The organism is Klebsiella sp. CN_Kp075 (genome assembly GCF_040065055.2).
GTDB lineage: Bacteria > Pseudomonadota > Gammaproteobacteria > Enterobacterales > Enterobacteriaceae > Klebsiella > Klebsiella aerogenes.
The window spans coordinates 1,209,968-1,234,488 of record NZ_CM198050.1 but is presented as its reverse complement, the minus strand read 5'-3'; the positions used below and the strand labels follow the sequence as shown (position 1 = coordinate 1,234,488).

The 24,521-nt window shown below is 53.2% G+C and carries 25 protein-coding genes and 1 other RNA gene; 9 read left to right on the top strand and 17 right to left on the bottom strand.

Going from position 1 to position 24,521, the window contains the following annotated elements; all coding sequences use genetic code 11:
* Positions 1 to 15: 15 nt before the first annotated feature.
* The 3 genes from nadK to bamE all read left to right on the top strand — a co-directional run bounded on the left by nadK (position 16) and on the right by bamE (position 3,128).
* Positions 16 to 894, top strand: coding sequence for an NAD(+) kinase (nadK, locus tag ABLV78_RS05935; protein ID WP_015370252.1), 879 nt, complete (start codon positions 16 to 18; stop codon positions 892 to 894).
* Between the two features lie 86 nt (positions 895 to 980).
* Positions 981 to 2,642, top strand: a complete 1,662-nt coding sequence (recN, locus tag ABLV78_RS05930) for a DNA repair protein RecN (protein ID WP_047044422.1) — start codon at positions 981 to 983, stop codon at positions 2,640 to 2,642.
* Positions 2,643 to 2,789: 147 nt separating this feature from the next.
* Positions 2,790 to 3,128 (top strand): outer membrane protein assembly factor BamE, encoded by a 339-nt coding sequence (gene bamE, locus ABLV78_RS05925; protein WP_047044418.1) that lies wholly within the window; start codon positions 2,790 to 2,792, stop codon positions 3,126 to 3,128.
* Between the two features lie 62 nt (positions 3,129 to 3,190).
* On the opposite strand, the gene ABLV78_RS05920 is transcribed toward bamE, so the two are convergent.
* Together ABLV78_RS05920 and ABLV78_RS05915 are read right to left on the bottom strand one after the other, a co-directional pair.
* Positions 3,191 to 3,481, bottom strand: a complete 291-nt coding sequence (locus ABLV78_RS05920; RefSeq protein ID WP_015370249.1) for an RnfH family protein — start codon at positions 3,479 to 3,481, stop codon at positions 3,191 to 3,193.
* The gene (locus ABLV78_RS05915; RefSeq protein ID WP_015370248.1) at positions 3,471 to 3,908 is read right to left on the bottom strand and encodes a type II toxin-antitoxin system RatA family toxin; all 438 of its coding nucleotides are present in this window, start codon (positions 3,906 to 3,908) and stop codon (positions 3,471 to 3,473) included. The genes ABLV78_RS05920 and ABLV78_RS05915 overlap by 11 nt, the downstream gene beginning before the upstream one ends.
* 153 nt (positions 3,909 to 4,061) lie before the next feature.
* Here ABLV78_RS05915 and smpB point away from each other — a divergent pair, with 153 nt between their 5' ends.
* From smpB to ABLV78_RS05890, 5 genes are all read left to right on the top strand, one after another.
* Positions 4,062 to 4,544, top strand: a complete 483-nt coding sequence (gene smpB / locus ABLV78_RS05910; RefSeq protein ID WP_015370247.1) for an SsrA-binding protein SmpB — start codon at positions 4,062 to 4,064, stop codon at positions 4,542 to 4,544.
* A 143-nt stretch (positions 4,545 to 4,687) separates the two neighbouring features.
* Positions 4,688 to 5,050, top strand: a transfer-messenger RNA (tmRNA) gene (gene ssrA / locus ABLV78_RS05905).
* A 528-nt stretch (positions 5,051 to 5,578) separates the two neighbouring features.
* On the top strand, positions 5,579 to 6,403 hold the full coding sequence (locus ABLV78_RS05900; protein WP_047044416.1) for an RNase A-like domain-containing protein: 825 nt from the start codon (positions 5,579 to 5,581) through the stop codon (positions 6,401 to 6,403).
* The gene (locus ABLV78_RS05895) at positions 6,372 to 6,695 is read left to right on the top strand and encodes a contact-dependent growth inhibition system immunity protein (RefSeq protein WP_047044412.1); all 324 of its coding nucleotides are present in this window, start codon (positions 6,372 to 6,374) and stop codon (positions 6,693 to 6,695) included. Before ABLV78_RS05900 ends, ABLV78_RS05895 begins: the two co-directional genes overlap by 32 nt.
* Positions 6,696 to 6,906: 211 nt before the next feature.
* Positions 6,907 to 7,293 carry a DUF7079 family protein gene (locus ABLV78_RS05890; protein WP_047044410.1) on the top strand — a complete coding sequence of 129 codons (387 nt, stop codon included), beginning with the start codon at positions 6,907 to 6,909 and terminating at the stop codon, positions 7,291 to 7,293.
* A 178-nt stretch (positions 7,294 to 7,471) separates the two neighbouring features.
* On the opposite strand, the gene torA is transcribed toward ABLV78_RS05890, so the two are convergent.
* The 15 genes from torA to ABLV78_RS05815 all read right to left on the bottom strand — a co-directional run bounded on the left by torA (position 7,472) and on the right by ABLV78_RS05815 (position 23,167).
* Positions 7,472 to 9,991: a trimethylamine-N-oxide reductase TorA gene (torA, locus tag ABLV78_RS05885; RefSeq protein ID WP_020078142.1), complete on the bottom strand. Its 2,520-nt coding sequence runs from the start codon at positions 9,989 to 9,991 to the stop codon at positions 7,472 to 7,474.
* A 9-nt stretch (positions 9,992 to 10,000) separates the two neighbouring features.
* Positions 10,001 to 11,164, bottom strand: a complete 1,164-nt coding sequence (locus tag ABLV78_RS05880; protein ID WP_006798114.1) for a NapC/NirT family cytochrome c — start codon at positions 11,162 to 11,164, stop codon at positions 10,001 to 10,003.
* Positions 11,165 to 11,389: 225 nt separating this feature from the next.
* Positions 11,390 to 12,256 carry a c-type cytochrome biogenesis protein CcmI gene (gene ccmI, locus ABLV78_RS05875; protein WP_045395133.1) on the bottom strand — a complete coding sequence of 289 codons (867 nt, stop codon included), beginning with the start codon at positions 12,254 to 12,256 and terminating at the stop codon, positions 11,390 to 11,392.
* On the bottom strand, positions 12,253 to 12,720 hold the full coding sequence (locus ABLV78_RS05870; RefSeq protein WP_047044404.1) for a cytochrome c-type biogenesis protein: 468 nt from the start codon (positions 12,718 to 12,720) through the stop codon (positions 12,253 to 12,255). The genes ccmI and ABLV78_RS05870 overlap by 4 nt, the downstream gene beginning before the upstream one ends.
* Positions 12,717 to 13,274 (bottom strand): DsbE family thiol:disulfide interchange protein, encoded by a 558-nt coding sequence (locus ABLV78_RS05865; protein ID WP_015370115.1) that lies wholly within the window; start codon positions 13,272 to 13,274, stop codon positions 12,717 to 12,719. The genes ABLV78_RS05870 and ABLV78_RS05865 overlap by 4 nt, the downstream gene beginning before the upstream one ends.
* A complete protein-coding gene (locus ABLV78_RS05860) occupies positions 13,271 to 15,226 on the bottom strand; it encodes a heme lyase CcmF/NrfE family subunit (RefSeq protein ID WP_047044403.1) in 1,956 nt (651 codons plus the stop codon). Before ABLV78_RS05860 ends, ABLV78_RS05865 begins: the two co-directional genes overlap by 4 nt.
* The gene (gene ccmE / locus ABLV78_RS05855; protein ID WP_015703212.1) at positions 15,223 to 15,699 is read right to left on the bottom strand and encodes a cytochrome c maturation protein CcmE; all 477 of its coding nucleotides are present in this window, start codon (positions 15,697 to 15,699) and stop codon (positions 15,223 to 15,225) included. Before ccmE ends, ABLV78_RS05860 begins: the two co-directional genes overlap by 4 nt.
* The gene (ccmD, locus tag ABLV78_RS05850; protein WP_045395139.1) at positions 15,696 to 15,920 is read right to left on the bottom strand and encodes a heme exporter protein CcmD; all 225 of its coding nucleotides are present in this window, start codon (positions 15,918 to 15,920) and stop codon (positions 15,696 to 15,698) included. Before ccmD ends, ccmE begins: the two co-directional genes overlap by 4 nt.
* A complete protein-coding gene (locus ABLV78_RS05845) occupies positions 15,917 to 16,663 on the bottom strand; it encodes a heme ABC transporter permease (RefSeq protein WP_045378274.1) in 747 nt (248 codons plus the stop codon). The genes ccmD and ABLV78_RS05845 overlap by 4 nt, the downstream gene beginning before the upstream one ends.
* 33 nt (positions 16,664 to 16,696) lie before the next feature.
* Complete coding sequence (gene ccmB, locus ABLV78_RS05840) at positions 16,697 to 17,356, bottom strand: heme exporter protein CcmB (RefSeq protein WP_045378271.1); 660 nt, start codon at positions 17,354 to 17,356, stop codon at positions 16,697 to 16,699.
* Entirely contained in the window at positions 17,353 to 17,976 is a 624-nt protein-coding gene (ccmA, locus tag ABLV78_RS05835) for a cytochrome c biogenesis heme-transporting ATPase CcmA (RefSeq protein WP_045395142.1), read from the bottom strand. The genes ccmB and ccmA overlap by 4 nt, the downstream gene beginning before the upstream one ends.
* Before the next feature lie 184 nt (positions 17,977 to 18,160).
* Positions 18,161 to 19,543: an MFS transporter gene (locus ABLV78_RS05830; protein WP_047044400.1), complete on the bottom strand. Its 1,383-nt coding sequence runs from the start codon at positions 19,541 to 19,543 to the stop codon at positions 18,161 to 18,163.
* Between the two features lie 27 nt (positions 19,544 to 19,570).
* Positions 19,571 to 20,551, bottom strand: coding sequence for an aminoglycoside phosphotransferase family protein (locus ABLV78_RS05825; RefSeq protein ID WP_047044398.1), 981 nt, complete (start codon positions 20,549 to 20,551; stop codon positions 19,571 to 19,573).
* Positions 20,548 to 21,690 carry a hypothetical protein gene (locus ABLV78_RS05820; protein ID WP_045395149.1) on the bottom strand — a complete coding sequence of 381 codons (1,143 nt, stop codon included), beginning with the start codon at positions 21,688 to 21,690 and terminating at the stop codon, positions 20,548 to 20,550. Before ABLV78_RS05820 ends, ABLV78_RS05825 begins: the two co-directional genes overlap by 4 nt.
* Before the next feature lie 49 nt (positions 21,691 to 21,739).
* Positions 21,740 to 23,167, bottom strand: coding sequence for a bifunctional 2-methylcitrate dehydratase/aconitate hydratase (locus tag ABLV78_RS05815; RefSeq protein ID WP_047044395.1), 1,428 nt, complete (start codon positions 23,165 to 23,167; stop codon positions 21,740 to 21,742).
* A 411-nt stretch (positions 23,168 to 23,578) separates the two neighbouring features.
* Between ABLV78_RS05815 and ABLV78_RS05810 the strand changes: the two genes are divergently transcribed.
* Positions 23,579 to 24,466 (top strand): LysR family transcriptional regulator, encoded by an 888-nt coding sequence (locus ABLV78_RS05810; protein ID WP_047044392.1) that lies wholly within the window; start codon positions 23,579 to 23,581, stop codon positions 24,464 to 24,466.
* Positions 24,467 to 24,521: the final 55 nt, after the last annotated feature.

Here is a 24,521-nt window from a genome sequence, read left to right as displayed (position 1 = left end):
AAGGACATCCAGATCATGAAGAACCATTTCAAGTGTATCGGCATTGTGGGACACCCTCGTCACCCAACCGCCCTGACCACACATGAAATGCTCTGGCGCTGGCTATGCGGCAAAGGCTATGAGGTGCTGGTCGAGCAGCAAATCGCCCATGAACTCCAGCTTAGCAATGTTAAAACCGGCACGCTGGCGGAAATCGGCCAGCAGGCGGATCTGGCGGTGGTGGTCGGCGGCGACGGCAATATGCTCGGCGCGGCGCGTACCCTGGCGCGCTATGACATCAACGTCATCGGCATTAACCGCGGCAATCTTGGTTTTCTTACCGACCTTGACCCGGATAACGCGCTCCAGCAGTTGGCCGACGTACTTGAAGGCCACTATATCGCCGAAAAACGTTTTCTGCTGGAAGCCCAGGTGTGCCAGCATGACTGCCAGAAGCGTATCAGCACGGCTATCAATGAAGTAGTGCTGCATCCGGGTAAAGTCGCGCACATGATTGAGTTCGAGGTCTATATCGATGAAGTGTTCGCCTTCTCCCAGCGCTCCGACGGCCTGATCATCTCCACGCCTACCGGTTCGACGGCCTATTCGCTCTCTGCCGGCGGCCCTATTCTCACCCCTTCTCTGGACGCCATCACTCTGGTGCCGATGTTCCCGCATACGCTATCAGCGCGACCACTGGTGATTAACGGCGATAGCACCATTCGCCTGCGCTTCTCGCAGCGCTGTAACGATCTGGAAATCAGCTGCGACAGCCAGATCGCGCTGCCCATCCAGGACGGCGAAGATGTGCTCATCCGCCGCTGTGATTATCACCTCAATCTGATTCACCCGAAAGACTATAGTTATTTCAATACATTAAGCACTAAGTTGGGCTGGTCGAAAAAATTGTTCTGATTTTACAAGCTGCCTCTTTACTGGATAAAAAACCAGTTTATACTGTACGAAAACACAGTAATGTTTTTTCATACAGGAAGGCAGCTATGTTGGCGCAACTCACCATCAGCAATTTCGCTATCGTTCGTGAACTGGAAATTGATTTTCACAGTGGCATGACCGCCATTACCGGGGAAACCGGCGCCGGGAAATCCATTGCCATCGACGCGCTGGGGCTGTGCCTCGGCGGCCGAGCCGAAGCTGACATGGTGCGCCGCGGCGCCAGCCGTGCCGACCTGTGCGCGCGCTTCGCGCTGAAAGATACCCCTGCCGCCCAGCGCTGGCTGGAAGAGAACCAACTGGAGAGCGGGCGTGAGTGTTTACTTCGCCGCGTGATCAGCGCTGACGGTCGCTCCCGCGGTTTTATCAACGGTACCGCCGTGCCTCTTTCTCAGCTTCGCGAGCTGGGCCAGTTGCTTATCCAGATCCATGGCCAGCATGCCCATCAGTTACTCACCAAAGCCGAACATCAGAAAACCCTGCTCGATGGTTATACCGGTGAGTATGCGCTTACTCAGCGCATGGCGGAACGCTACCGCCAGTGGCACCAGAGCTGCCGGGAGCTGGCTCAGCATCAGCAGCAGAGCCAGGAGCGCGCCGCCCGCGCAGACCTGCTGCAATACCAGCTCAAAGAACTGAACGAATTTAATCCTCTGCCGGGCGAGTTCGAACAGATAGACGAAGAGTACAAACGTTTGGCCAACAGCGGCCAGCTGCTCAGTACCTGTCAGCATGCGTTAACGGTACTGGCCGACGGCGAAGAGGCCAATTTGCAAAGCCAGCTTTATACCGCTAAACAGCTGGTTAGCGAGCTGGTCGGTATGGATAGCAAACTCTCCAGCGTGCTCGATATGCTGGAAGAAGCCTCTATTCAGCTCAGCGAGGCGACCGATGAGCTGCGCCACTACAATGACCGTCTCGATCTCGACCCTAACCGTCTGTTCGAGCTGGAACAGCGCATTTCCCGGCAGATTGCGCTGGCGCGTAAGCATCAGATTGCTCCGGAAGAGCTGCCGGCGTTCTATCAGGCCATGCTGGATGAGCAGCGCCTGCTGGACGACAGCGCCGGTTCGCTGGAGTCGCTGAGCCAACTGGTCATTGAGCATCACCGCCTGGCGCTGGAAACGGCGCAAGAACTGCACGCCCTGCGTCAGCGCAGCGCCGATGAACTCACCCAGTTGATAACCGAAAGTATGCACTCACTTTCTATGCCACACGGCGTGTTTGCCATTGATGTCGCCTTTGATGAACGCCATCTGACCGCCGAAGGCGCCGACCATATTGAGTTCCGCGTCACCACCAACCCGGGGCAACCGCTGCAGCCGATCGCTAAAGTGGCCTCCGGCGGCGAGCTGTCGCGTATCGCACTGGCTATTCAGGTTATTACCGCCCGTAAAATGGAAACTCCGGCGCTGATTTTCGATGAGGTCGATGTCGGCATCAGCGGCCCGACGGCGGCGGTGGTCGGCAAACTGCTCCGCCAGTTGGGAGAATCCACGCAGGTCATGTGCGTGACTCACCTGCCGCAGGTTGCTGGCTGTGGTCACCATCATTTCTTTGTCTGCAAAGAGACCGATGGCGAGATGACCGAGACGCACATGCATGCGCTGGATAAACGCGCCAGACTGCAGGAACTGGCCCGTCTGCTGGGCGGTAGCGAGGTGACCCGCAACACCCTGGCGAACGCGAAAGAGTTGCTTGCGGCGTAAACTTTTTGATTTTCACAGAGTCATAGTGAACAGCAAATTGCCAATAGACCTGCAGTCGAAGGTTCCCAACCGGGCAAAGGTCTATTATTATCGGCATATTACAGATGAGCCACGTATTGCTCGGGCCCAAAAAGGAATCAAATCACTATGCGCTGTAAAACGCTGACTGCTGCCGCAGCGGTTCTCCTTATGTTGACCGCAGGCTGTTCCACTCTGGAACGAGTGGTTTACCGTCCTGATATCAACCAGGGTAACTATCTGGCACCAACCGATGTCGCAAAAATTCGTGTCGGCATGACACAACAGCAGGTTGCTTATGCGCTGGGTACGCCGATGATGTCAGATCCATTTGGTAGCAACACCTGGTTCTACGTTTTCCGCCAGCAGCCGGGCCATGAGAAAGTGACCCAGCAGACCCTGACGCTGACCTTCGACAGCAGCGGTGTGTTAACCAACATTGATAACAAACCGGCGCTGACCAAGTAATCTCAGGCCAGTAGAAATGCAAAAAGCGCTCAATGAGCGCTTTTTTTATTGTGCATTCCCGCTTATTTCTCGGCGTGCTTTTCAGCCCGCTGTCGGCGCAGCTCTTTCGGGTCAGCAATCAGCGGGCGATAAATCTCTACGCGGTCGCCATCATGGACTTCGTCGTGCAGCTTGACCGGACGGCTGTAGATGCCGACTTTATTCTTCGCCAGATCGATATCTTCGCGCAGCGCCAGAATACCGCTAGAGATAATCGCCTGCTCGACCGTTGCCCCAGCCTGCAGCTTCACGCGTTGCAGGTACTGTTTTTCCGGCAACGCATAGGCAACTTCAACCACAATATTAGCCGACACGATACACCTCTTTGGCGCGCGTGGTGAACGCCTGCACCATATTGGCGGCCAGCTCTTTAAAGATGCGACCAAAAGCCATTTCAATCAGCTTGTTGGTGAACTCAAAATCGAGATGAAACTCAATTTTGCACGCATCCGGGCTGAGCGGAATAAACTTCCAGCCGCCAATCAGCTTTTTGAACGGCCCATCGACCAGGCTCATCAGGATACTCTGGTTATCGGTCAGTGTATTACGCGTCGTGAAAGTCTTGCTGATGCCGGCCTTGGACACATCAACCGCCGCCGTCATTTGCGTCGGCCCGGCCTCCAGCACTCGGCTACCGGTGCAGCCAGGCAGGAAATCGGGATAGGACTTCACATCATTTACGAGTTGATACATCTGTTCCACGCTGAAAGGCACCAGCGCAGTACGGCTAATCTGAGGCATAGCAGGTTCCACATTTAAACACGGGACAAATAATATCATTTATCTGCTGCTAAAAAAAACGCTGTACCGTAACTCGTGCTAAGATAGCCCATTACGCCTCGCAGGAAGGATTGAGGTAACAATGTTTAGAACTAGCGATGACTTCAGGAAATTATGACTAAGAAAAAAGCCCACAAACCTGGATCAGCCACCATTGCGCTGAATAAACGCGCCCGTCACGAATACTTTATCGAAGATGAATACGAGGCAGGCCTCGCGCTGCAGGGTTGGGAAGTGAAATCTCTGCGTGCCGGCAAAGCCAACATCGGCGATAGCTATGTCATTCTGAGAGATGGCGAAGCCTATCTTTTCGGCGCCAACTTTACGCCAATGGCGGTCGCCTCCACGCATTACGTTTGCGATCCGACCCGTACCCGCAAGCTGCTGCTCAATCAGCGCGAGCTCGATGCGCTATATGGCCGCATCAACCGCGAAGGTTATACCGTCGTCGCCCTGTCGTTGTACTGGAAGAACGCCTGGTGCAAGGTGAAAATCGGCGTGGCGAAAGGTAAGAAACAGCACGATAAGCGCACCGACGTGAAAGATCGTGAATGGGCGGTCGATAAGGCGCGCATCATGAAGAACGCCGGGCGGTAATTCCCTCCCTCTGCGGGCCAGCTCCCCCTGGCCCCACGCTATATTGCTGTTGTCGCTGCTTTTTCACTCGATATGCCGCCAGAATCCTCGTTTCGGGGGCTGGTAACCACCTTCACAAATCTGTTATACTTCAAGTACACATTGGGGCTGATTCTGGATTCGACGGGATTCGCGAAACCCAAGGTGCATGCCGAGGGGCGGTTGGCCTCGTAAAAAGCCGCAAAAAAATAGTCGCAAACGACGAAAACTACGCTTTAGCAGCTTAATAACCTGCTTAGAGCCCTCTCTCCCTAGCCTCCGCTCTTAGGACGGGGATCAAGAGAGGTCAAACCCAAAAGAGATCGCGCGGATGCCCTGCCTGGGGTTGAAGTGCTAAAACTAATCAGGCTAGTTCGTTAGTGGCGTGTCTGTCCGCAGCTGGCGTGCGAATGTAAAGACAAACTAAGCATGTAGTGCCGAGGATGTAGGAATTTCGGACGCGGGTTCAACTCCCGCCAGCTCCACCAAAATTCTCCATCGGTGATTACCAGAGTCATCCGATGAAGTCCTAAGAGCCCGCACGGCGCAAGCCCTGCGGGCTTTTTTGTGCCTTGAATTTGTCCCGCGAAGTCCGAAGAGAAATCATTAAATCCGAACCTTTTAGGCACCTCATAAAGCTTTATTGTTTTTGAGGTGCCTAAAACTATGGAAACCCGGCAAAAGGGACTGAACACACCCCGGTAGACGATCCTGCCAGTCTTATACTACGAATAAAACCCAGCACCATATATAAAACTCATAAAAATATTATCTAACAACTTAAAGTGAATCAATCGCTATATTTTTAAATATAGAAAGACACTATGTAAAAAATTTGCCGATACCTCTCTCGATCATATAAAACATAGTTTTATATAAGCCCAAATTATAGGTTACACCGACAAAACTCACCCGTAAAAAAACCAAAAGCCAAGAAACAAAAATTACTTGTAGAGATTCATTTGCGAATCACGATAATGTTTTTTACTATCGCCAGGTAGATATCAGGGGGCACTATGAATAATGGATTATATATTGTAATGTCGCCAGTTCAGTTGGCGGCAGTAATGTCTGATAAAACAGTGACAGAAGCGGAGACACTACAAAACAGATTGCTAGGTGGGCTCGATGTAGCAATGAGTACTGTTGAATTAGCCGGAGCTACGATTTTATGCGCGGCTCCTGACCCAACTATGTTGACCAAAGCGGCCTGTGTCGTCGTTGGCGCCCATGGACTCGATAGCCTTCATGCATCAATTGACCAAATCATCACAGGCCGCGATACCCGTACAGCGGCTTACCAGTTAGCTGTTGAAACTGCACGTCAGTTAGGCGCCGACGAAAAGACAGCAATGAGCATTGGCCTGACCGTAGATATTGCTGTCCCGGCTGCATTTGGCCTCGCTTTAGGCGCTGCTCGTGTTGCTTATGTCCGCGCAGGAAATTTTAGAATCATAGATCATGAAGCCGTACGCCCAGTAAAAATTGGCGGTCACACGCTATCCAAACACGTATCGATTTCAGAAAAAGAGTTACTGGAACGTCTGGCGCGAAGCCCTCAGATGAGGTCTGTATCATCATTTTATTCTGTACAACATGCGGAAAAGGCTATCAGTAACGCATTAAAAGCCAATAAACTCAAAGTAGTATATTGGGCAAATTCAGGCGCAGGTTCTCGTCCACTTGAATTGACCTATAAAACCGGTAGTGCAATTGGATACGGGTTCCGGCAGGGACTAAATGTCAAAGAAACCAGTTATACTGTCCGTGTAGTGTTACTGAAACAAGTTTATCAGGGGAAACCGTACTATGTTCTCACGTCTTACCCATATATGGGATAAAAAACCGGGTCGTAAGTACCCTGCCATACAGGATATGCTCACTATTTATTTTAGTAACGAGCACGATGATTTTGGCAATTCGATTAATGAGATTATCGACAGATATCGTGACTATAGTATTTCATCAATTGAAGATGCTAAATTAGAAATTTCCTCTTTATTAGAAATCGAAGATGAAGAAGCGCTTAGCTCCATTATGAAGAAAATTGCGAATGACAGGTTCCATCCCGAACCGTGGGGTGAAACATGGCGTAGCTTCCTGGAAAAAATCCTTTTTTTATTAAAACATTAGCATCAAAAAGATCTTATTCAGTAAGTTCTAATCTGCATTAAGAAGATCGCTTACTGTTAATATTATTTCAGAGTATCGAGTTATTTATATTCAGGCCAGATATTTTTGCCTTGTAAGTCCGGTGCTATTTCTGACTATCGTTTATCCAGATATCTGACATACACTGTAGCATCGGGCCATTGGGTATTGCCGGCCACAGGGGAGAAACTAATTGCAACTAACAGAAGCTCAACTGATGACCCGAGTTCCTGTCTGGCACGCATTATCGGAGCTGTTTACCGGGCGCGAACTCCAGGACTACGACTACCGATGGATGGCGCAGAAGTTAAAGGAGTCTGGTTTAAGTCGGGAAGAGATCTTTGTGATTCTGGATGAGGAGGTTGCCCCTGCCCTCCAGTCAAATCTTCTCTACAACCCAACGCCGGTGATGGACGGTTGGTCAGAGAAAGATATTAAACAGCTCGTGACAGAGTATGTATATAAGAAACCGACAATTATCGAGCGCGTCATTCCAGCCCGCGTACTGTTAAAACAGCGCCGTAAATACATTCAGAACGAACTCAATAAGCTTTCCCACGAACTGGATAAATGCTTCTGAAAGGGTTTTAAACGAGGCGATTGGCATACATTTAGGTATATATCCAAAAGCCAGGCTCATGCAGTACAGGGAATAAGACGTTATAAAATTAGCGATGCCGTGAATATATTCACTTTCATCAGATAAACGGACACCCCTTACGGAAGTGTCCGTTTTGTCTTTCAGATCCGGCTGCGGGTTACGCGCCTACCGGCACATCGTGCGCAGTGTTTTTCAGCGCCGGTCCGGTGTACTTCTCGATCTGCAGCTGCGACATCTGGCCACAGTTCCCCTGCGCCAGGCTGGAGGAGCCGACGTCAAAGGTCAGACAGTTGACGTTACCGTTTTTACACAGCGATCCCGGCTGTGACGGATCGGCCGGATCAAACCATGCCCCTTCGCTGATGCGCACCACGCCTTCGCGAACGTTATCGGTAATCACCGCTCCGACCAGGATCTGCCCGCGATCGTTAAAGGCGCGAACCAGATCGCCTTCACTGATGCCGCGCGCGCTCGCATCTTTCGGATGGATCCAGATGGCTTCGCGATCGGCTACCGCGTATTTCTTGCGCAGCGGCGTATTATCGAGCTGAGAATGCAGACGGTTAATCGGGTGACCGGTATTGAGCGACAGCGGATATTTCTCGGCTTCCGGCCCGCGATACCACTCGTGCGGCGGCATCCAGGTTGGAATCGCTTTGCAGTCCTCGTAGCCCATTTTGGCGATGGCGTCAGAGTAGATCTCGATTTTCCCTGACGGCGTCCCCAGCGGGTTGAGCAGCGGGTTCTCACGGAAATCGGCGAAACGCACCCATTGGGTGTTCTCTTGCGGGATCGGGAAGCGAATGTAGTTGTTGGAAGCCCAGAACATATCAAACGGCGGCAGCGCCACGCGGGCGTTGCGCGCCTGGGCTTTCATCTCGTCATACATGCCCTTCAACCACAGCATCTCATCTTTGCCTTCGGTAAAGGCCTCATGCACCCCAAGGATCTCGGAAATCCCCGCAAAGACATCAAAGTCGTTTTTCGCTTCGTTCTGCGGCGGTACGCACTGGCGCAGCGGGAAGACATAAAGCTGCGAATAGTCGCCGCCCATATCCATGTCGTTGCGCTCGTAGGTGGTGGTCACCGGCAGTACGATGTCCGCGTGTTTCGCCGTCGCCGTCCAGTACGGTTCGTTCACCACCACGGTTTCCGGATGCTGCCAGGCTTTCACCAGGTTGTTGGTATCCTGATGCTGGTGGAAGGTGTTACCGCCCGCCACGTACACCATTTTAATATCCGGATAGGTGACTTTCGTGCCGTTATAGTCGATGGTCTTGCCTGGGTTCGCCAGCGCATCGGCGATGCGCGCCACCGGGAACGGCGTAATATCTTTCGCCGCCGGCGACGTTGGGCTACCGGCGGAGATCCCCGCCAGAATACCGCCGCGCGCGGTTGGGCTACCGCCGGAAGAGTAGTGATAGCTAAAGCCGAAACCGCCGCCGGGCAGGCCAATCTGCCCCAGCATCGCCGCCAGCGTCACCATCATCCAGTGGGCCTGTTCGCCATGATGCTGACGCTGGATGCCCCAGCCGCCCATGATCATGGTGCGATGCTTCGCCATATCTCGCGCCAGCTGCTTGATGGTCTCAGCATCAACGCCGCTGATATCCGCAGCCCAGTTGGCATCCTTGACGACGCCATCTTCTTTACCGTTCAGGTAGGCTTCAAATTTATCGAACCCTACGGTGTAGGTTTTCAGGAAATCTGGGTTATGCAGATTTTCAGCCAGCAGCGTATGGGCCACCCCCGCCATCAGCGCGCAGTCGGTGTAGCTGCGCGGGGCGATCCACTCGGCGCCTAACTCACGCGCGCTGTCGCTGCGCACCGGGTCGATACAGATCATCCGGGTGCCCTTTTTCTTCAGCGCTTCAAAGCCCGTCTGGCCGACGTGATCCGGCAGGTTCCAGCTGTTTTTCAGCGTGATCATTGGGTTACAACCGATCATCACCACCAGCTCGCTGTTATCAATCACGTTTGGCCACGCGGTCTGCTGTTCGTAAACCTCAACGGAACCGACCACGTGCGGCATAATCACCTGCGCCGCGCCGGTGGAGTAGTCACCGGAATAGCCGACAAAGCCGCCCGCCAGGTTCATCATGCGCTGCAGCAGCGTTCTTGGGTTGTGGAACATCCCGACGCTTTTCCAGCCGTAAGAACCGGCATAAATAGATGATGGGCCATGCTCTTTTTGCAGACGGCTGATTTCACCCGCCACCAGATGCAGGGCTTTATCCCAGCTGACGCGGACCCACTCATCGCGGCCGCGCAGCTCTGGCTTACCGTTTTTCGCCCCGCCTTCTAACCAGCTTTTACGCACCATCGGATATTTAATCCGGTTTTCGGCGTGAACCTGATACGGCGCCATGGTAATCAGTTCGTTGGGATACGGATCGTCTTTGATCGGGCGTACGTCAACCATTTTGCCGTCGCGGACGATGGCTTCAAACGCGCCCCAGTGGGCGCCGGTGAGAATCCCGCTTTCCGCCTGGCGCAATGCAATAAACTGCGGCATCGCCTGGCTGATGGCCTCCGCCAGCGCCGAACGCGGCCATAACCCCGCCAGCAGCGGCGCCGCCATCAGGGCGCTGGCGCCAGCCAGAAAACGGCGACGCGTCAGATTCATACCGGGTTCCTGGCTCTGATCCGCCATGTCATAATCGTTATTCTTTTTCATCATGGCTCCTTATTGTTTGTCCTGATTGGCCGCTGCTGGCATGTCGCTCGCATGTTTTTGTACGTACTGGGTCAGGAGACGAACCTGTTCCTGAGTCAGTGAAGTACGGCCGGACATACCTTTAACCACCCCAATCCACTGGTTGGCGTTAAAGCGATTCAACTCAGTCAGGCCATGACAGCCGGTACAGTTGTTAGCCATTAATTCAGAAGCGTAACTCCAGATTTTTTGTTGATCGCCAATCAGATTTTTCGCCGGCAGCCAGACCTGCAGATCGACTTCATGCCAGACCTGTTTGGTCTCTTCATCGGTAACGGAACCAGAGACTTTTAACGCTTTGCGAGCCTCTTCGCCCAGCAGCGCGCTCATAATGCGTTTACCGCGCGCGGCGTAGAAGGCTTCGGTAACGCCATCCTGTTGCCAGCCATGAACATCCGCCAGCACCATGTCGCCTTCACGTTTCACCACTTTCACTTCAGTGGAGGCCATCAGGTTACCGTCGTTATGGTCACCCGCTTTCTCGCTCAGCCAGAACGGCTGGGTCTGAATGGTGTAAAGAGTGGTCGCGGTCGCCGGGGTTTTCGCCGCCGCGTTAGCGAGCTCGCTCGCCCCTGCCGCCGCCAGGCCGCTCATGTTCGGCAGAATATGCGCCACGCCTTTATGGCAGTCGATGCAGGTTTCGCCCTCTTTGATCGCGACCGGGTGCTGCTTACGGGCTTCAGGAGTCTGCGCCAGAATATCCATCGCTTTATAGTCGTGGCAGGAACGGCAGGTCGCCGAATCGCTCTTCTTCAACCCATCCCAGACGCTCTGGGCCATCGCCAGTTTATGCGCCTCGTATTTTTCCGGGGTGTCGATTTTGCCGGTCATTTCACCCCAGACATCTTTCAGGGCGCCAATTTTGGTTAGCATATAATCGATCGGCTGATGAGGAACGTGGCAATCGGCGCACTCGGCGCGAATACCTTTATCGTTCTGGAAATGCACGCTGCCCTGATATTCCGCCAGAGGCTGCTGCATGGTATGACACGACACACAAAATTCGGTATCGCTGGTTTTATGCATAATAGTCGCAGTGCCGGCCAGCAACACCACGCCAATAATGATCCCAACCAGCAAGGCGATAAATATAATTTTTCGCCTACCAGAGCGTTCCAGTGAAAGTTTACTCATCTTATTATTTAACCCTTTTCCTAAATGAAAGACGCAAAAGTCCCTGCCAGATGGCAATCGTTATATAAATAAATCTATAACGATTGCACTCACCTTCTAATCCAACTGTGTTTTTGGAGATTTTCGGAGCCAGGATAATCAGCCGGGGATGATTATCCTGTGATTTCAGAGCGATAACCCATTGCAAATCCAATATGCCTTCGAGCAATACTCACGTTATTTTAATTATTTCAGTGTAGCGGCTTGTTCTTTTTTCGCCCGGTCAATACTACGAATGATAATTTCACGTTGAGTATCATCCGCCGGTAACAGTTGCAGCATCAGCTGCCACGCCGCGATCGCTTTGTCATACTGCTGATGTTCAAAGGCGTTAAACGCCGCGAGGCTAAGCACCCGCACATCGTTATGATTATTCTTCAGCAACGTATCGAGCAGTTGCTGGGCTTCACGGCTATCGTTGGGATCCGTAGAGTGAAGTAACGCTTCGGTGTATCCCAGCTGCGCATCGGCGTTGCCTGGCGCCAGCTGTCGTGCCTTATCAAACGCCTGTAACGCGGCGCCTGGATTATTGAGCACCAGTTGCAGCCTGCCGAGCATCGTCCAGCTCAGCTGGTCGGCCGGGTATTGCTGCAGGCGGGTACGTAACCCCAGCGCCAGTCGAAACAGCTCTTCTTCCGACAACGGTTTGCCCTGCGGATCCATCACCCGCTGCATCAGCTGCGGCGTTTGCTGGACAACTTGCTGCCACTCAACCACGCGGGTCATGTAACTCGTTCGGATAAAAACCCCTACGCATAAAGAGGTTAGTATAATAACCCCAAGAATATACACCCAATAACTACTATTTTTGTGATTCGTTTCGGCAGATTCAGGCAAATCTTCCAATAAATTCAAGCGTAAATCGTCAACCAGCTGCTGTTGCTGCGCCGCGTTCACCGCTGAAAGATCCTCATCAAGCTCCTGCAGGCGCGCCCGATAAATCATATGGTTCATGGTATTGCGGTCAACGCGCTGCCTGCCGCTCCACGGAATAAACAGCAGCGCCGCGGTTCCCAGCAGTAACACCAACATGATGAGCAAAGCGACAATCATTTCAGGGTCCTTTTATTGTCATCAAGCAGCGCCTTTAAGCGTTCCTGTTCCTGCGCGCTCAGCTCGCTGATGCGTTCAGCCCGTGAGCGACGGCTTAAACGGAAAATCACCAGCGCGCCGCCCACAACGAAACAAGCCGGCAGCAGCCAGAGGATAATCGTCGCGGGGGTCACCGGCGGTTCGTAGGTCACGAAGTTGCCGTAGCGCGCCACCATGTAATCGGTGATTTGCTGATTGCTTTGTCCCTGCTCCATCAATTGCCAGACCTTTTTGCGCATGTCGGCGGCAATCATCGAGTTCGAATCGGCAATACTGTTGTTCTGGCATTTCGGGCAGCGTAGCTGTTCGGTCAACTGGCGGAACTGCTGCTCCTGGGCTTCATCTTTAAATGGATAGGTATCAATCGCCGCCAGCGCCTGAAACGAGAGCAGCGCCGTCAGTAAAGTGATGAGCAGATATCTCACGCGCCCCCCTGCTGGCTGTATTTATTCCACAGCGGCAGAATCTCCTGCTGCCAGACCCGCTCGTTCACATCGCCGGCATGGCGGTAGCGGATAATGCCTTTGCCGTCGATGAGGAAAGTTTCCGGCGCGCCATACACGCCAAGATCCAGCCCCAGCATGCCGTCGCCGTCAAACACCCCCAGCGCATACGGGTTGCCCAATTCGTGCAGCCAGTTCACCGCTTTCTGGCGATCGTCTTTATAGTTGATGCCAACGATGCGAATACCCTGCGCCGCCAGGGAGCGTAAATACTGATGCTCCGCCCGACAGGTGGGGCACCAGGTGGCCCAGACGTTAATCAGCACCGGCTTACCATTGATAATGTTAGAGGGATCCAGCATGACATCCGGTTTTTCCAGTGACGCCAGGCGGAAATCCGGCAGAGGCTTACCCACCAGCGCCGATTCAAGCACGGTAGGATCGTCGCCGTCGCTGTTGCGCATTAGTTGCCACATCAGCGCCGCCGCCAGAATCAGAAAGATAGCCAGCGGTAAATATAAGACTTTGCGGTTCATGACGCGTTCTCCGGCAGTGATTTACGTAAGCGGTAACGTGGGTCCAGAATGCACAGCACGCCGCCAAACGCCATTAACATCCCGCCGAACCAGATCCAGCGAACAAAAGGTTTATAGTACAAGCGCACCGCCCAGCTACCGTCGGCCAGCTCTTCACCCAGCGCAGCGTACAGGTCGCGTACCAGCCTGCCGTCGATGGCGGCTTCGGTCATTTCCATGCGGCTGCTGCTGTAAATGCGCTTCTCCGCCCGCAGCGTACTCACGTGACGGCCATTCTGCGAAACTTCGATCACCCCTTCACCGCCAAAGTAGTTCGGCCCGGTGATATCCCGCACGTCACGGAACACAAAGTGATACTGGTGGATATCGACGCTATCGCCCGGCTTCATCCGCACGTCGCGTTCGATGCTGTAATTCTGACTGAAGGCGATGCCAATGACGGTGACCACCAGCCCTACGTGGCCGGCGACCATTCCCCAGTGACTGCGTCCGAGGCGGGTCAGCCCGCGCCAGAAGGGGTGGCGGTCGGTGGCGCGCTCCACCACTTCCATCACGGTAAGCACGAATGCCCATAGCGACATCAGCAGGCCAACCACGGTCATGGCTTTAATACGATCCTGCATCAGCCACGGCAGTGCGATGGCCAGTACGATGGCAACCACCGCGGCAATCAGCAGCCGCTTACGCAGCTTGTGGAATTCATCGCGACGCCAGCGCACCAGCGGCCCGATGCCAAGCAGCAGCGAGAACGGGATCATCAGCGCAATAAAGAGGGAATTAAAGAACGGCTCGCCGATAGAAATGCTGCCTAATCCCAATAACTTATGTATCAGCGGCAGCAGCGTTCCCAGCAGTACCACCAGCATGGCGGCAATCAGCAGCACATTGTTGCCCAGCAGCAGCGACTCGCGCGACCACAGTTCGTGACGCACCCGGGAGCGTACCTTGCCGCCTTTGATGGCGAATAACAGCAGCGAACCGCCGATAGTGATCACCAGCAGCGCCAGAATAAACATGCCGCGCGTAGGATCAGAAGCGAAGGAGTGTACGGAAATCAGTACCCCGGAACGCACCAGGAAAGTGCCCAGCAGGCACAGCGAGAACGCCAGAATCGCCAGCAGCACGGTCCAGGATTTAAAGCTGCCGCGCTTTTCGGTGACCGATAGCGAGTGGATCAGCGCGGTTCCCGCCAGCCACGGCATCAGGGAGGCGTTTTCTACCGGATCCCAGAACCACCAGCCGCCCCAGCCGAGCTCATAATAGGCCCACGCAGACCCCAGCACGATACCGACCGTCAGAAAGCTCCACGCCGCCAGCGTCCACGGCCGTGACCAGCGCGCCCACGCGCTATCAAGACGCCCGGTCATCAGCGACGCAATGGCGAAAGCGAAAGCCACGGAGAAGCCCACGTAGCCCATGTACAGCATAGGCGGGTGGAAGATCAGCCCGATATCCTGCAACATCGGGTTCAGATCGCGCCCTTCGATGGGGAAATCAGGTAGCGTGCGCACGAACGGATTTGAGGTCAGCAGGATAAACGCCAGGAAGCAGAAGGAGATCATCCCCATCACCGCCAGCACGCGCGAAGAGGCTTCCAGCGGAATATTACGGCTCAGGGCCGCGACCGCGCAGGTCCAGCCGCTCATCAGCAATACCCACAGCAACAACGATCCCTCGTGCGCCCCCCAGGTCGCCGCGACGCGATACCACACCGGCAGCAGCGTATTCGAGTTACTGACGACATACAGAACGGTGAAGTCATTCACCACAAAGGCGTACACCAGAATGAGAAACGCCCCGAGGATGGCGGCAAACATCGCTACCGACAGCGGCTTCGCCAGCGCCATCATCCGCGCATCCTGCCGCATCGCGCCCCAACTGGGAAATAGCGCCAGCAGGCAGGAAATGCCCAATGCCAGGCACAGCAGGAAGAGGCCGATTTCAGGGATCATTGCGCGGCTCCCTGCGGCTTCTCAGCCGGATGATGATTCTCTTCCATCGCTTCTTTCACTTCCGGAGGGGTGTAATTTTCATCGTGTTTCGCCAGTACTTCTTTCGCGCGGATATGCGTCCCGTCCTGCAGCGTCCCCTGGGCTACGACCCCCTGCCCTTCGCGGAACAACGCCGGCAGGATCCCGGTATAGCTCACCTCGACGACGCCGCGGGCATCATAGAGTTTGAAGGTCACATCGAGGGTTTTATCGTCACGCTTCACGCTGCCGGGCATCACCATGCCACCGATACGTAGACGCTGCCCCGGCTCTGGCTTCTGGCCATTTTCCCGTTTGCCGTATATCACTTCGCCCGGTGTATAGAAGAGATCGATATTGGAGCTTAATGCATACATCACCAGACCAACGGTCAGCGCCAGCCCCCCAATCACTCCGCAGGCGAGCCAGAGACGTACTTTACGCCGAGGATTCACAACGCATCTCCCTTCATTGACCTTTGCTTACGCGCCGCCGATACCCGGCGCTCGCGCGCCATCTGCCGGCGTATATCCGCCAGTAGCGCCCGGCGCTGCCAGCGGGTGTGGATGAACAAAATCAGCAACGCGATGACCGTCACTGCAACCGCCAGCCAGACATAAAAGGCGTAGCCGCCCATCTGCCAGAAATCGCTCCAGGAGTGAAAAGCGCTGGTCATGAGTTCTCCTCACGCTTACTTGCGCCAGCCAGCGCCACGACCCACGGGCGGCGGCGCTCCTGCAACAGAATTAAATTACGCATACGCATTAATGTCAGAGTAATAAAGAGGAATAAGAAACCGAAAATGGTTAAACGCAACGGCATGCGCATCGACGGGTCGATGGTTTTCTGCATATTGGTCGAGCCCTGATGCAGGGTGTTCCACCACTCCACGGAATAATGAATAATCGGCAGGTTGACCACCCCGACCAGCACCAGTATCCCGGCGGCGCGCCCGGCCAGCCGGCGATCGTCAAAAGCGTGATACAGGCCAATCACCCCGACGTATAAAAACAGCAGGACCAGTTCGGATGTCAGACGCGCATCCCACACCCACCAGGTTCCCCACATCGGTTTTCCCCACGCGGAACCGGTCACCAGCGCTATAAAGGTATAAACCGCGCCTGGCAGCGCCATCGCCATCACCGCTTTATCCGCCATTTTCATCTGCCAGACCAGGCCGACAAAAGCGGTCACGGCCATTGAGCCGTAAATCCCCATCGACCACATCGCCGCCGGGACGTGCAGATACATGATGCGATAGCTTTCACCCTGTTGATAATCTGCCGGGGCGTAGACAAATCCCCAGACGCAGCCCACCACCAGAAACAGCGCGCTGAGGATAGCCATCAGCGGAATGCATCGTCCGCATACGCTATACAGGCGCTCTGGAATGGCGAGTTGATGTAACACTTTCCACATTTTTTTTGCCTCATTGCCCCGAGGGAACGGGAATTATTGCACGCTAATTCTGAGTGCCGCCGCGGTAGCAAACGGACTTAAAGTGGCGCTTCCTGCCAGAAAGGCGCCAAGGATGGCCATATAGCCGTCAACCGGTAACTGCATCTGCGCCGCGCCCACGGCGGCGGTGGCGAAAATCAGTAACGGAATCATCAGCGGCAGCACCAGCAGGCTCAGCAATACGCCGCCGCGCCGAAGGCCGACGGTCAGCCCCACGCCGATGGCGCCAATAAAGCTCAGCGTTGGCGTGCCCATCAATAGCGTCAGGGCCAGCACCTGCCACTCCGCCGTCGAAAGTCCAAATAACATGGCGATCAGCGGAGAGATTATCAGCAGCGGCAGCCCGGAGACCACCCAATGCGCCGCAATCTTTGCCAGCACCACCAGCGACAGCGGTACCGGCATCAGCATCATTTGCTGCAGCGAGCCATCCAGCCAGTCATCGCGAAACAGCCGGTCCATTGCCAGCAGCGAAGAGAGCAGCGCCGCCACCCACACAATGCCCGGTGCAATCTGCCGGAGCAGCTGCGGTTCAGGGCCGATACTGAGGGGGAACAGGGTGATAATAATCAGGAAAAACCACAGCGGGTTGATAATTTCGGCGTAATTGCGAAAGGCAAGGCGCAGGTCGCGCCAGAATATCTGCTTGATCATGCCGCAGCCGCCTCATCGTCATTCAGCATAATCGTGCGTAAGGGAACGCAGAGCGGGCGCAGGGGTTGATGGGTGGTCAGGATGACCGCACCGCCCTGGCCGACGTGCTGCTCCAGCCGGGTGGTCAGCGTTTGTACGCCAGCCGCATCGAGCGCGGTGAAGGGTTCATCTAAAATCCAGAACGTCGCCCGGCTGAGCCATAGTCTCGCCAGCGCGACGCGCCGCTGTTGCCCGGCGGAGAGTTGCGCTACCTGAACATCTTCAAAGCCCACCAGCTCAACCTGCGCCAGCGCCTGCCAGCGCGCCTCAATGGTCGCCTCGGGATGGTAAAAGCGCAGATTTTCGTCCGCCGTGAGCGCCCCTTTCACACCAACCTGATGACCGAGCCATAAGAGCTGCGCGTGCCAGCTATCGCGAGTACGCCGCAGCGGTTTGCCCTGCCAGAGAATTTCCCCTTCTTCTGGCGTCGATAACCCGGTTAAGAGATGTAATAACGAGGTTTTTCCCGCGCCGTTGGGGCCTGAAATTTGAATAATCTCGCCTGGCTGTACCGAAAACGATAAGTGGGTAAAAAGGGTTCGTTCATCCCGCAGGCAGGCGATATTTTGTATGTCCAGCATCAGAAAGCAGGTCCAGTCCGGGCGTCAGCGCATTCAAGTGCCTTATTATAACGAAAGAAAACAATCTGTTTTGCTGAATGTATTAAAAATTTTATACCGGAGCTAAGCGGGTAAAAATGCTAAAAACACATAATCGAACATGCCAGTAGCGGTTGCATTTTCACCACTACCGGCATTCCCTTCTTTAGCGATGCAAGCGTAAGGTGCTGGCAATAGAGGATATTGCCGCAATAGCGCAGGCGAAGCCAAACACATAAACGGCAAACTGTGCGCCGCCTGGGCCGGTTAAGCCGTTCAACAGCGCAATGACCATCGCCACCAGCGCCGCACCGATGGACTGCCCTGTCGTCCTGGCCGTTGATAGCACGCCGGAGGCCGTTACCGTGCGATTTGCTGGAACATTGGCAAACATCTCCTTGTTGTTTGGCGGCAGGAATAAGCCATACCCCACCCCGCAAACGGCAACGCGCCACAAGAAATCATTCACCGTCGCGGCGTGCGGCAATAGCGCCAACGACCCTAAGCCAAGACAAAAGATAACCACCCCGACGGTAGAAATTTGCGTCGGATTAAAACGGTTTGACAGTCTTCCCGCTACCGGGGCGCAGAAGGCGACAGCTACCGGCCACGGCGTAAAGATAAACGCCGATTCAAGCACTGAATAGTGATAGCTATGTTGCAACACAAACGGTAAGCCAACCAGCGCCATTCCCTGAGCCACGAACATAGAGACGGATGAAAGCACAGCAAAGCTATATTGCCGTGAACGAAATATATCAAGCGGCAATAAGGGGTGCTTTGCTCGTGTCTGGACGATAATAAAGAAAGCAAATAACGCCACTGACGCCGCCGCACAATAGATAAGCGTCAGGCTCTCCCAGCGGCCAATTTGATCGACTGCCACCACCATCAAGCCCAATGCTGCTGCCGAACTCAGAGCCCCAGCCCAATCAAAGCCCTTCTCCTTTTCGTTATCCGCCCCTAATGAAATCAGGGAGAAAATAATCGCAGCGCCGCCAAGCGGGATATTGATATAGAAAAGCCACGGCCAGGAAAGATACGAAATGATAAGTCCGCCCAACGCCGGACCGATTGCCGTGCCAACCGCAAAGGCCAGCGCATTCAGCCCGAATATCGTTCCTAGCGCGCGAGGTGGAAAAATAACCCGATATAATCCCAGCCCCACGCTTATCATGACCGCATAACTTACCCCTTGTAGTATCCGCATGGTAACCAGTACGCCAAAGGTCGGCGCAAGGCTACAGCCCAGCGAAGAGAGCGTAAATAACACCATTCCCGCCGTGTAAAAACGCTTCTCACCGATTCTGCTGCCCAGCGACGCGCAAATCAGCATCGTCGCCGCGCTGGCTACCTGATAGCCGTTGGTGATCCAGATACTGGACGCCGAATCGACCTGTAACGCACTGGCAATGGTGGGCAATGCGATATTGACAATAGAGCTATCCAGCGCCGCCATCAGCACGCCAATTAATATGGCCGCGGCGGCTAAATAGCGCCTCGGCGCCTCAAAACCTTGATCAAGTGTACTACTACTTACCAACGACATATCCGCAGGTCCTTTATTAGAATGAAATTACGCGCACAGACTTTCGCTCGCGACGCTCGCCCCTTCGAGATAGGTCAGCATCCCAAGCATAAGTACCTCCTCAGGCCGGGCGATAACCGGAGAGCGCGGCGTTTTCCACGGCTGCTTGCTGCCATTAATACGGATGCTCCTGAGGAAGCAGTAAGCGGTGAGGACATAAAAGCGATGACGCATATTCTCGCCCATTATCGGCAGCAGCCCGGAAATACCGCCAATTTCCGGAATTTCGCTGAGAATATTGCCGTAATCCTGTTTCGCCAGAACAAACATGAGTGCGTCAGACATCGGTACCATTTTCACTGCGTCTTCAACCTCGGCTGCCAGCTCATGCCAGAACGAAAAAGCAAAGCGCGAAAAGCCGAAAAGGGGATCGAGGCCACTGACGGAAAAATCAGGATCGATGAAATGAGTCAATGAACGTTCTTCGTCATAAAGCACGTTGCCAAAGTGAAAATTGAAATGAGCCTTTTCTACCGATCGAAATTCTTCACCACGCGCCATCTCGATCGCTTTTTCGATAACCTCTCTGGCGGTAATGCTAAAACGGACGCCATTCAGTAAAACCGGTTTATCAAACAGATCGTGCGCAAATCGCGTAGCTTCCCACTCCTCCTGCAACCTGGCAGGCATATCGCTGACCCGTGCAGGTTGGTTTTCTATCTCCAGTCCAATCGCGGTTTGGATGTTCTCCAGGGCATTCAGAACTATTTTGCGCCGCGCCGCGAGCGTCCTTTGTTCATCAAGCACGATAGCCGATAGCGGAAGTGAGGCTTTCTTTTCCAGAACATAAAACTGACGTCCGGCGGCAACTCCCTCGTGTAACACCGGCACCATCAGTTCCGGATAAAGAGCATGTAACGCGCGGATTTGCTCAACCTCAGCCTTTAGCTTGCTATTAAAATCAGGAGACATGGCGGTTTTCACCACAAAACCAGAATTTAAAAAATCAACGGTATGGGAACGCGTCATTTTTCAATCTCCTGAAAGGTTGCCACCGGTAGACCTTGGGCAATATTGCGCGCAACGGCGCGAACAACTGCGGTATACCCTACCGAATTGTTAACAAAGGACTGGATAATCACTTCGCTCAGATTCTGCTTCGCCAGATATGCGGGTCGAAGAATGAGTAAATGGTTAGCGTCAGAGAGAATTGTCGAACAGCGGCGCTCATAAGCATAAGCGCGTCCCCCAAGAGGCGACCGCGAGGCCATCACTACATGAGGATGCAGCTTGTTCACGCGCTCAATAGCGGCTTCAATTAAACCAGTCGTTAAAGCACCGTTATCTTCGACGATAAAGCGGTTAATCTGATAGCCAGGGGCATGAACTGGCGCGCGAAGCGACACCGTATTCACCAACGGCGCCCACGGCATAACTTTTTTCTGGCTCATGGCAATTTGCGAGAAGCTGGGACGCAGATTGTCGCGAGCATCCTGCATACGGCCTTCAAAGGAGCGAGTGCCAAGTACGCCATTCGGCGTATCTGGATGCACAATATCGGTTTCAACCGACACAATTTGCGAAGCGTTGCCATGGATAGCATTTAGTGCCTCAACCACAACACGTAATGAAGCATGCATCCCATTGGTCTGGCAGGAACCCAGACAGTACATACCAGAACTTACTACCTTACGCTGAATCGTACTGATATCGTCACTCGTCAGATCGCCAAGGCAGCCATAAATACTTTTTAGGCTATCAGCCTCAGCGACACCCAGCACTACATTGGCCAGCTCCTGCATGTTGCGAGCCACAGGACTGTGCTGATCCATATCCTGTTTGCTGGTGGCAATAAAACCGATATCAAAGCGCCCGTTAACGGGTGGGCACACTTTGGCTAAATCGCCAAAGAAGAAATGAATTTCACGACCGTCAATTTGCAACGTATCGTCATTGATTATCTCGACCCGGGATTGAATGCCAGGTTGCGCCATCGCCAGACGCGCCACAATGCCATCAATCGGACGTAACTCCGGATAGTGTTTATCAGTAGCAGGCGGATTCGTTACTACGGTCTGCACCACGAAACCATCATTCTGCGGATCGTTTTGAATCAACAGATTTGCGCCAATCTCTGCACCACAGCCAACCAGTATTGCCTTTTTCACTTCATTCACCTTTAGCGTTATAAATTTATGTCAATGATTCAGAAATGGATTAATGCCAGGAAAAAAGTTTCAGGAACTCATTAACAGACATAGTCTCAAGCGCCGGGCCAGTGGTCAGGATATCGGCCAGTCTGTCCGCCCGATCGCGGAGCGGGCTGTCTGAAAGATTCAGATGGAATTTGGTTAACAGTGCGTCAAAACACTCCTCACGACGGCGGACGTGACCAAGCGGATATTCAATAAGCTCGGCAATCTCCTCCGTCATTCCACGACATTTAATGTACAGCGCATTCGGGATCGCGCGTTTTTCTGGGTCGTAGTAGCTTTCGGTAAAAGAAGGACGTTCAGTGCAGGTAATTTTGTGGCGTAAGGCTTCCAGTTGCGGATCGCAGGCCAATGGCTCATGGAAATCCCTAATCGTCAGATTTCCAGTTTGTAGCCCTACCGCTACCATATATTGCAGGCAGTGGTCGCGATCGGCTGAGTTATTCAGCACACCTGATTTATCAATAATTTGAATCGCCGGACGCGTCGTTTCTACGCGAACATATTCGATTGATTCAGGTGAATAACCGGCGGCAAGTATTTTTCCACGCAGGTTAATTGCCGCCTCGACCGCGGTCTGAGCATGATATTCAGCAGGATTGGGAACTTTAAACAATATATTATTGATGACGAAGTCTGAGAGATCTCGCGTCAGGTTGAACGACTGACCGCGTAGCACCGCGTCATCAAATCCCCAGCGTTTAGCCGTTAACGCCGTCGGATACCCCATTTCATCTGCCTGGGCAAACAGCGCCAATTGCAGTCCGCGAGCTGTGGCATCGCCGGCGGCCCATGATTTACGGGTGCCTGCATTAGGTGCATGTCGGTAAGTTCTGAGCGCATGGCCATCAATAATCACGTTGGAAAGCGCACTCAGCGCCTGATCCTTCGATAATCCCATGATCTGTGCAGCTGCAATCGCCGAAGCCACCTTGACCAGCACGACATGATCAATACCTAGCGCATTAAAACAGTTCGACAGGCACAGTACGCCATGAATTTCATACGCCCTGATCATGGTGTTCAGAACCGCCGCCATACTTACCTCTGGCTGGGCGCTATCGGAGAGGCTCCGCCACGCGGCAGCGGCCAGGATTGCCCCAAGGTTATCGGACGGATGTCCCCACTCTTGCGCCAGCCAGGTATCGTTAAACTCAAGCCAGCGGATCATCGAACCAATTTGAAAAGCCGCTTCGATTGGCCCTAACCGCAATGGCGTCCCCATGACCGGGACCCCCTGAGGGTTGCGACTGAATTGCGCGCTGCGCATGAGTCTGGAACAGTCGGCATCTGTAGAGGCGGCTATCGCACAGCCTATTGAATCCAGCAGACAAAAACGCGCCATCCGGAGCGTCTCATTATTAAAGGCTGTTTGCTCGTAGGCATAATCAACCAGATCGATCATTATTTTATCAAACTCAGCGTGCGCCATGTTTTATCCCATAAACGAAATGAAGGTTTCATCAATACGAGTAATAAAGGCCAGAAAAGCGAGATGACTGAACACAAGAGGATGCGTAACCACTTGATTATAAAATGAATAATTGGCCTTACTGATTAAATCGTAATTGGCGCAGCAATAAAAAACCAGCGAATAAAATCGAGGTATTCATCGAAAAGATTGATACCTTAATGATATTCAACAGAGCATGGCTCATTGCAATGGAGATTCAGGGCATACGAATTGATATACGAATAAGCTTATTGATGTCGAACGCCTTCGCTGTGACGCTCTCTGGCCAGCACTACCAACACTGGCAATTAGAAACATGATGACAAAACAAACGTCACAAATTATAAATACAATTGCAACATTAAACTAACCTTTAGCATGAGGTCTCAAATGAAGCTAAGTGAACTTCTTGCGTTCGTGACGGTGGTGGAGACAGGGAATATAACCCAAGCCGCAGAGCGCCTGAATCGAGTGCAATCAAGCATTTCCCACCGAATACGAAGTCTCGAGGACAACCTGGATGTCACCCTGTTAGACAGGAAAACCGAAGGATGCACTCCCACAGCGCAAGGCCAGATACTTTATGAGTATGCACTCAAAATTCTGAACCTGGCGGACGATTGCAAAAACAACATTTCCTACTCTAAAAGCAGTCAGTTAACGATAAGAGTTGGAATAATTGAATGTTTACCCCCCTATATTATTAGTTCCTTGATTGATTTAGGCCAGGAGCTGGGCTGGAACATCGACATATCAATCGGCAACACAATTAGTTTGCTCAGCGCCTTTGATAAAAACGAATTTGATGCGGTAATTATTGGCGCCGGATTTTCCAATACACAACATGCACGTTCCATATTGCTCTCAAGCGAGCTGGTAATTATCACCGAGAAAAATCAACCTCCCATTACTGATATCTCCAGTCTGGATGGCGAAGTCTTTTTGCTCAGTAGTAAAAAATGTGCAACGTCTACGCGCAACTTCAATGTGCTGTTCAATGAAGGCAATATCACGCCAAAACGTGTCGTTGAATGCGGATCTTATCCAGTGCTGTTCTCAAGCATTGCCGCGGGTAAAGGGGTATCGTTGGTGTTGCGCTGTTCTATTAGTAGTGAAGTTAAGAGCAAGATTAAGATTCATCAGCTCTCCGGGCAGTTCAATGACTTCAAAATAGAGTTGGTGTACCGAACAGACTGTGCCTATCTGGATATCGCCAAATTCACCGGTATGATGACCTCTGTGTTCCAGGATCCTCGGCTGCGCGATATCGGTTATTAACTAACTCATATGAACTGCATAAATTATGCTCGCACCACATTATAAAATACACCTA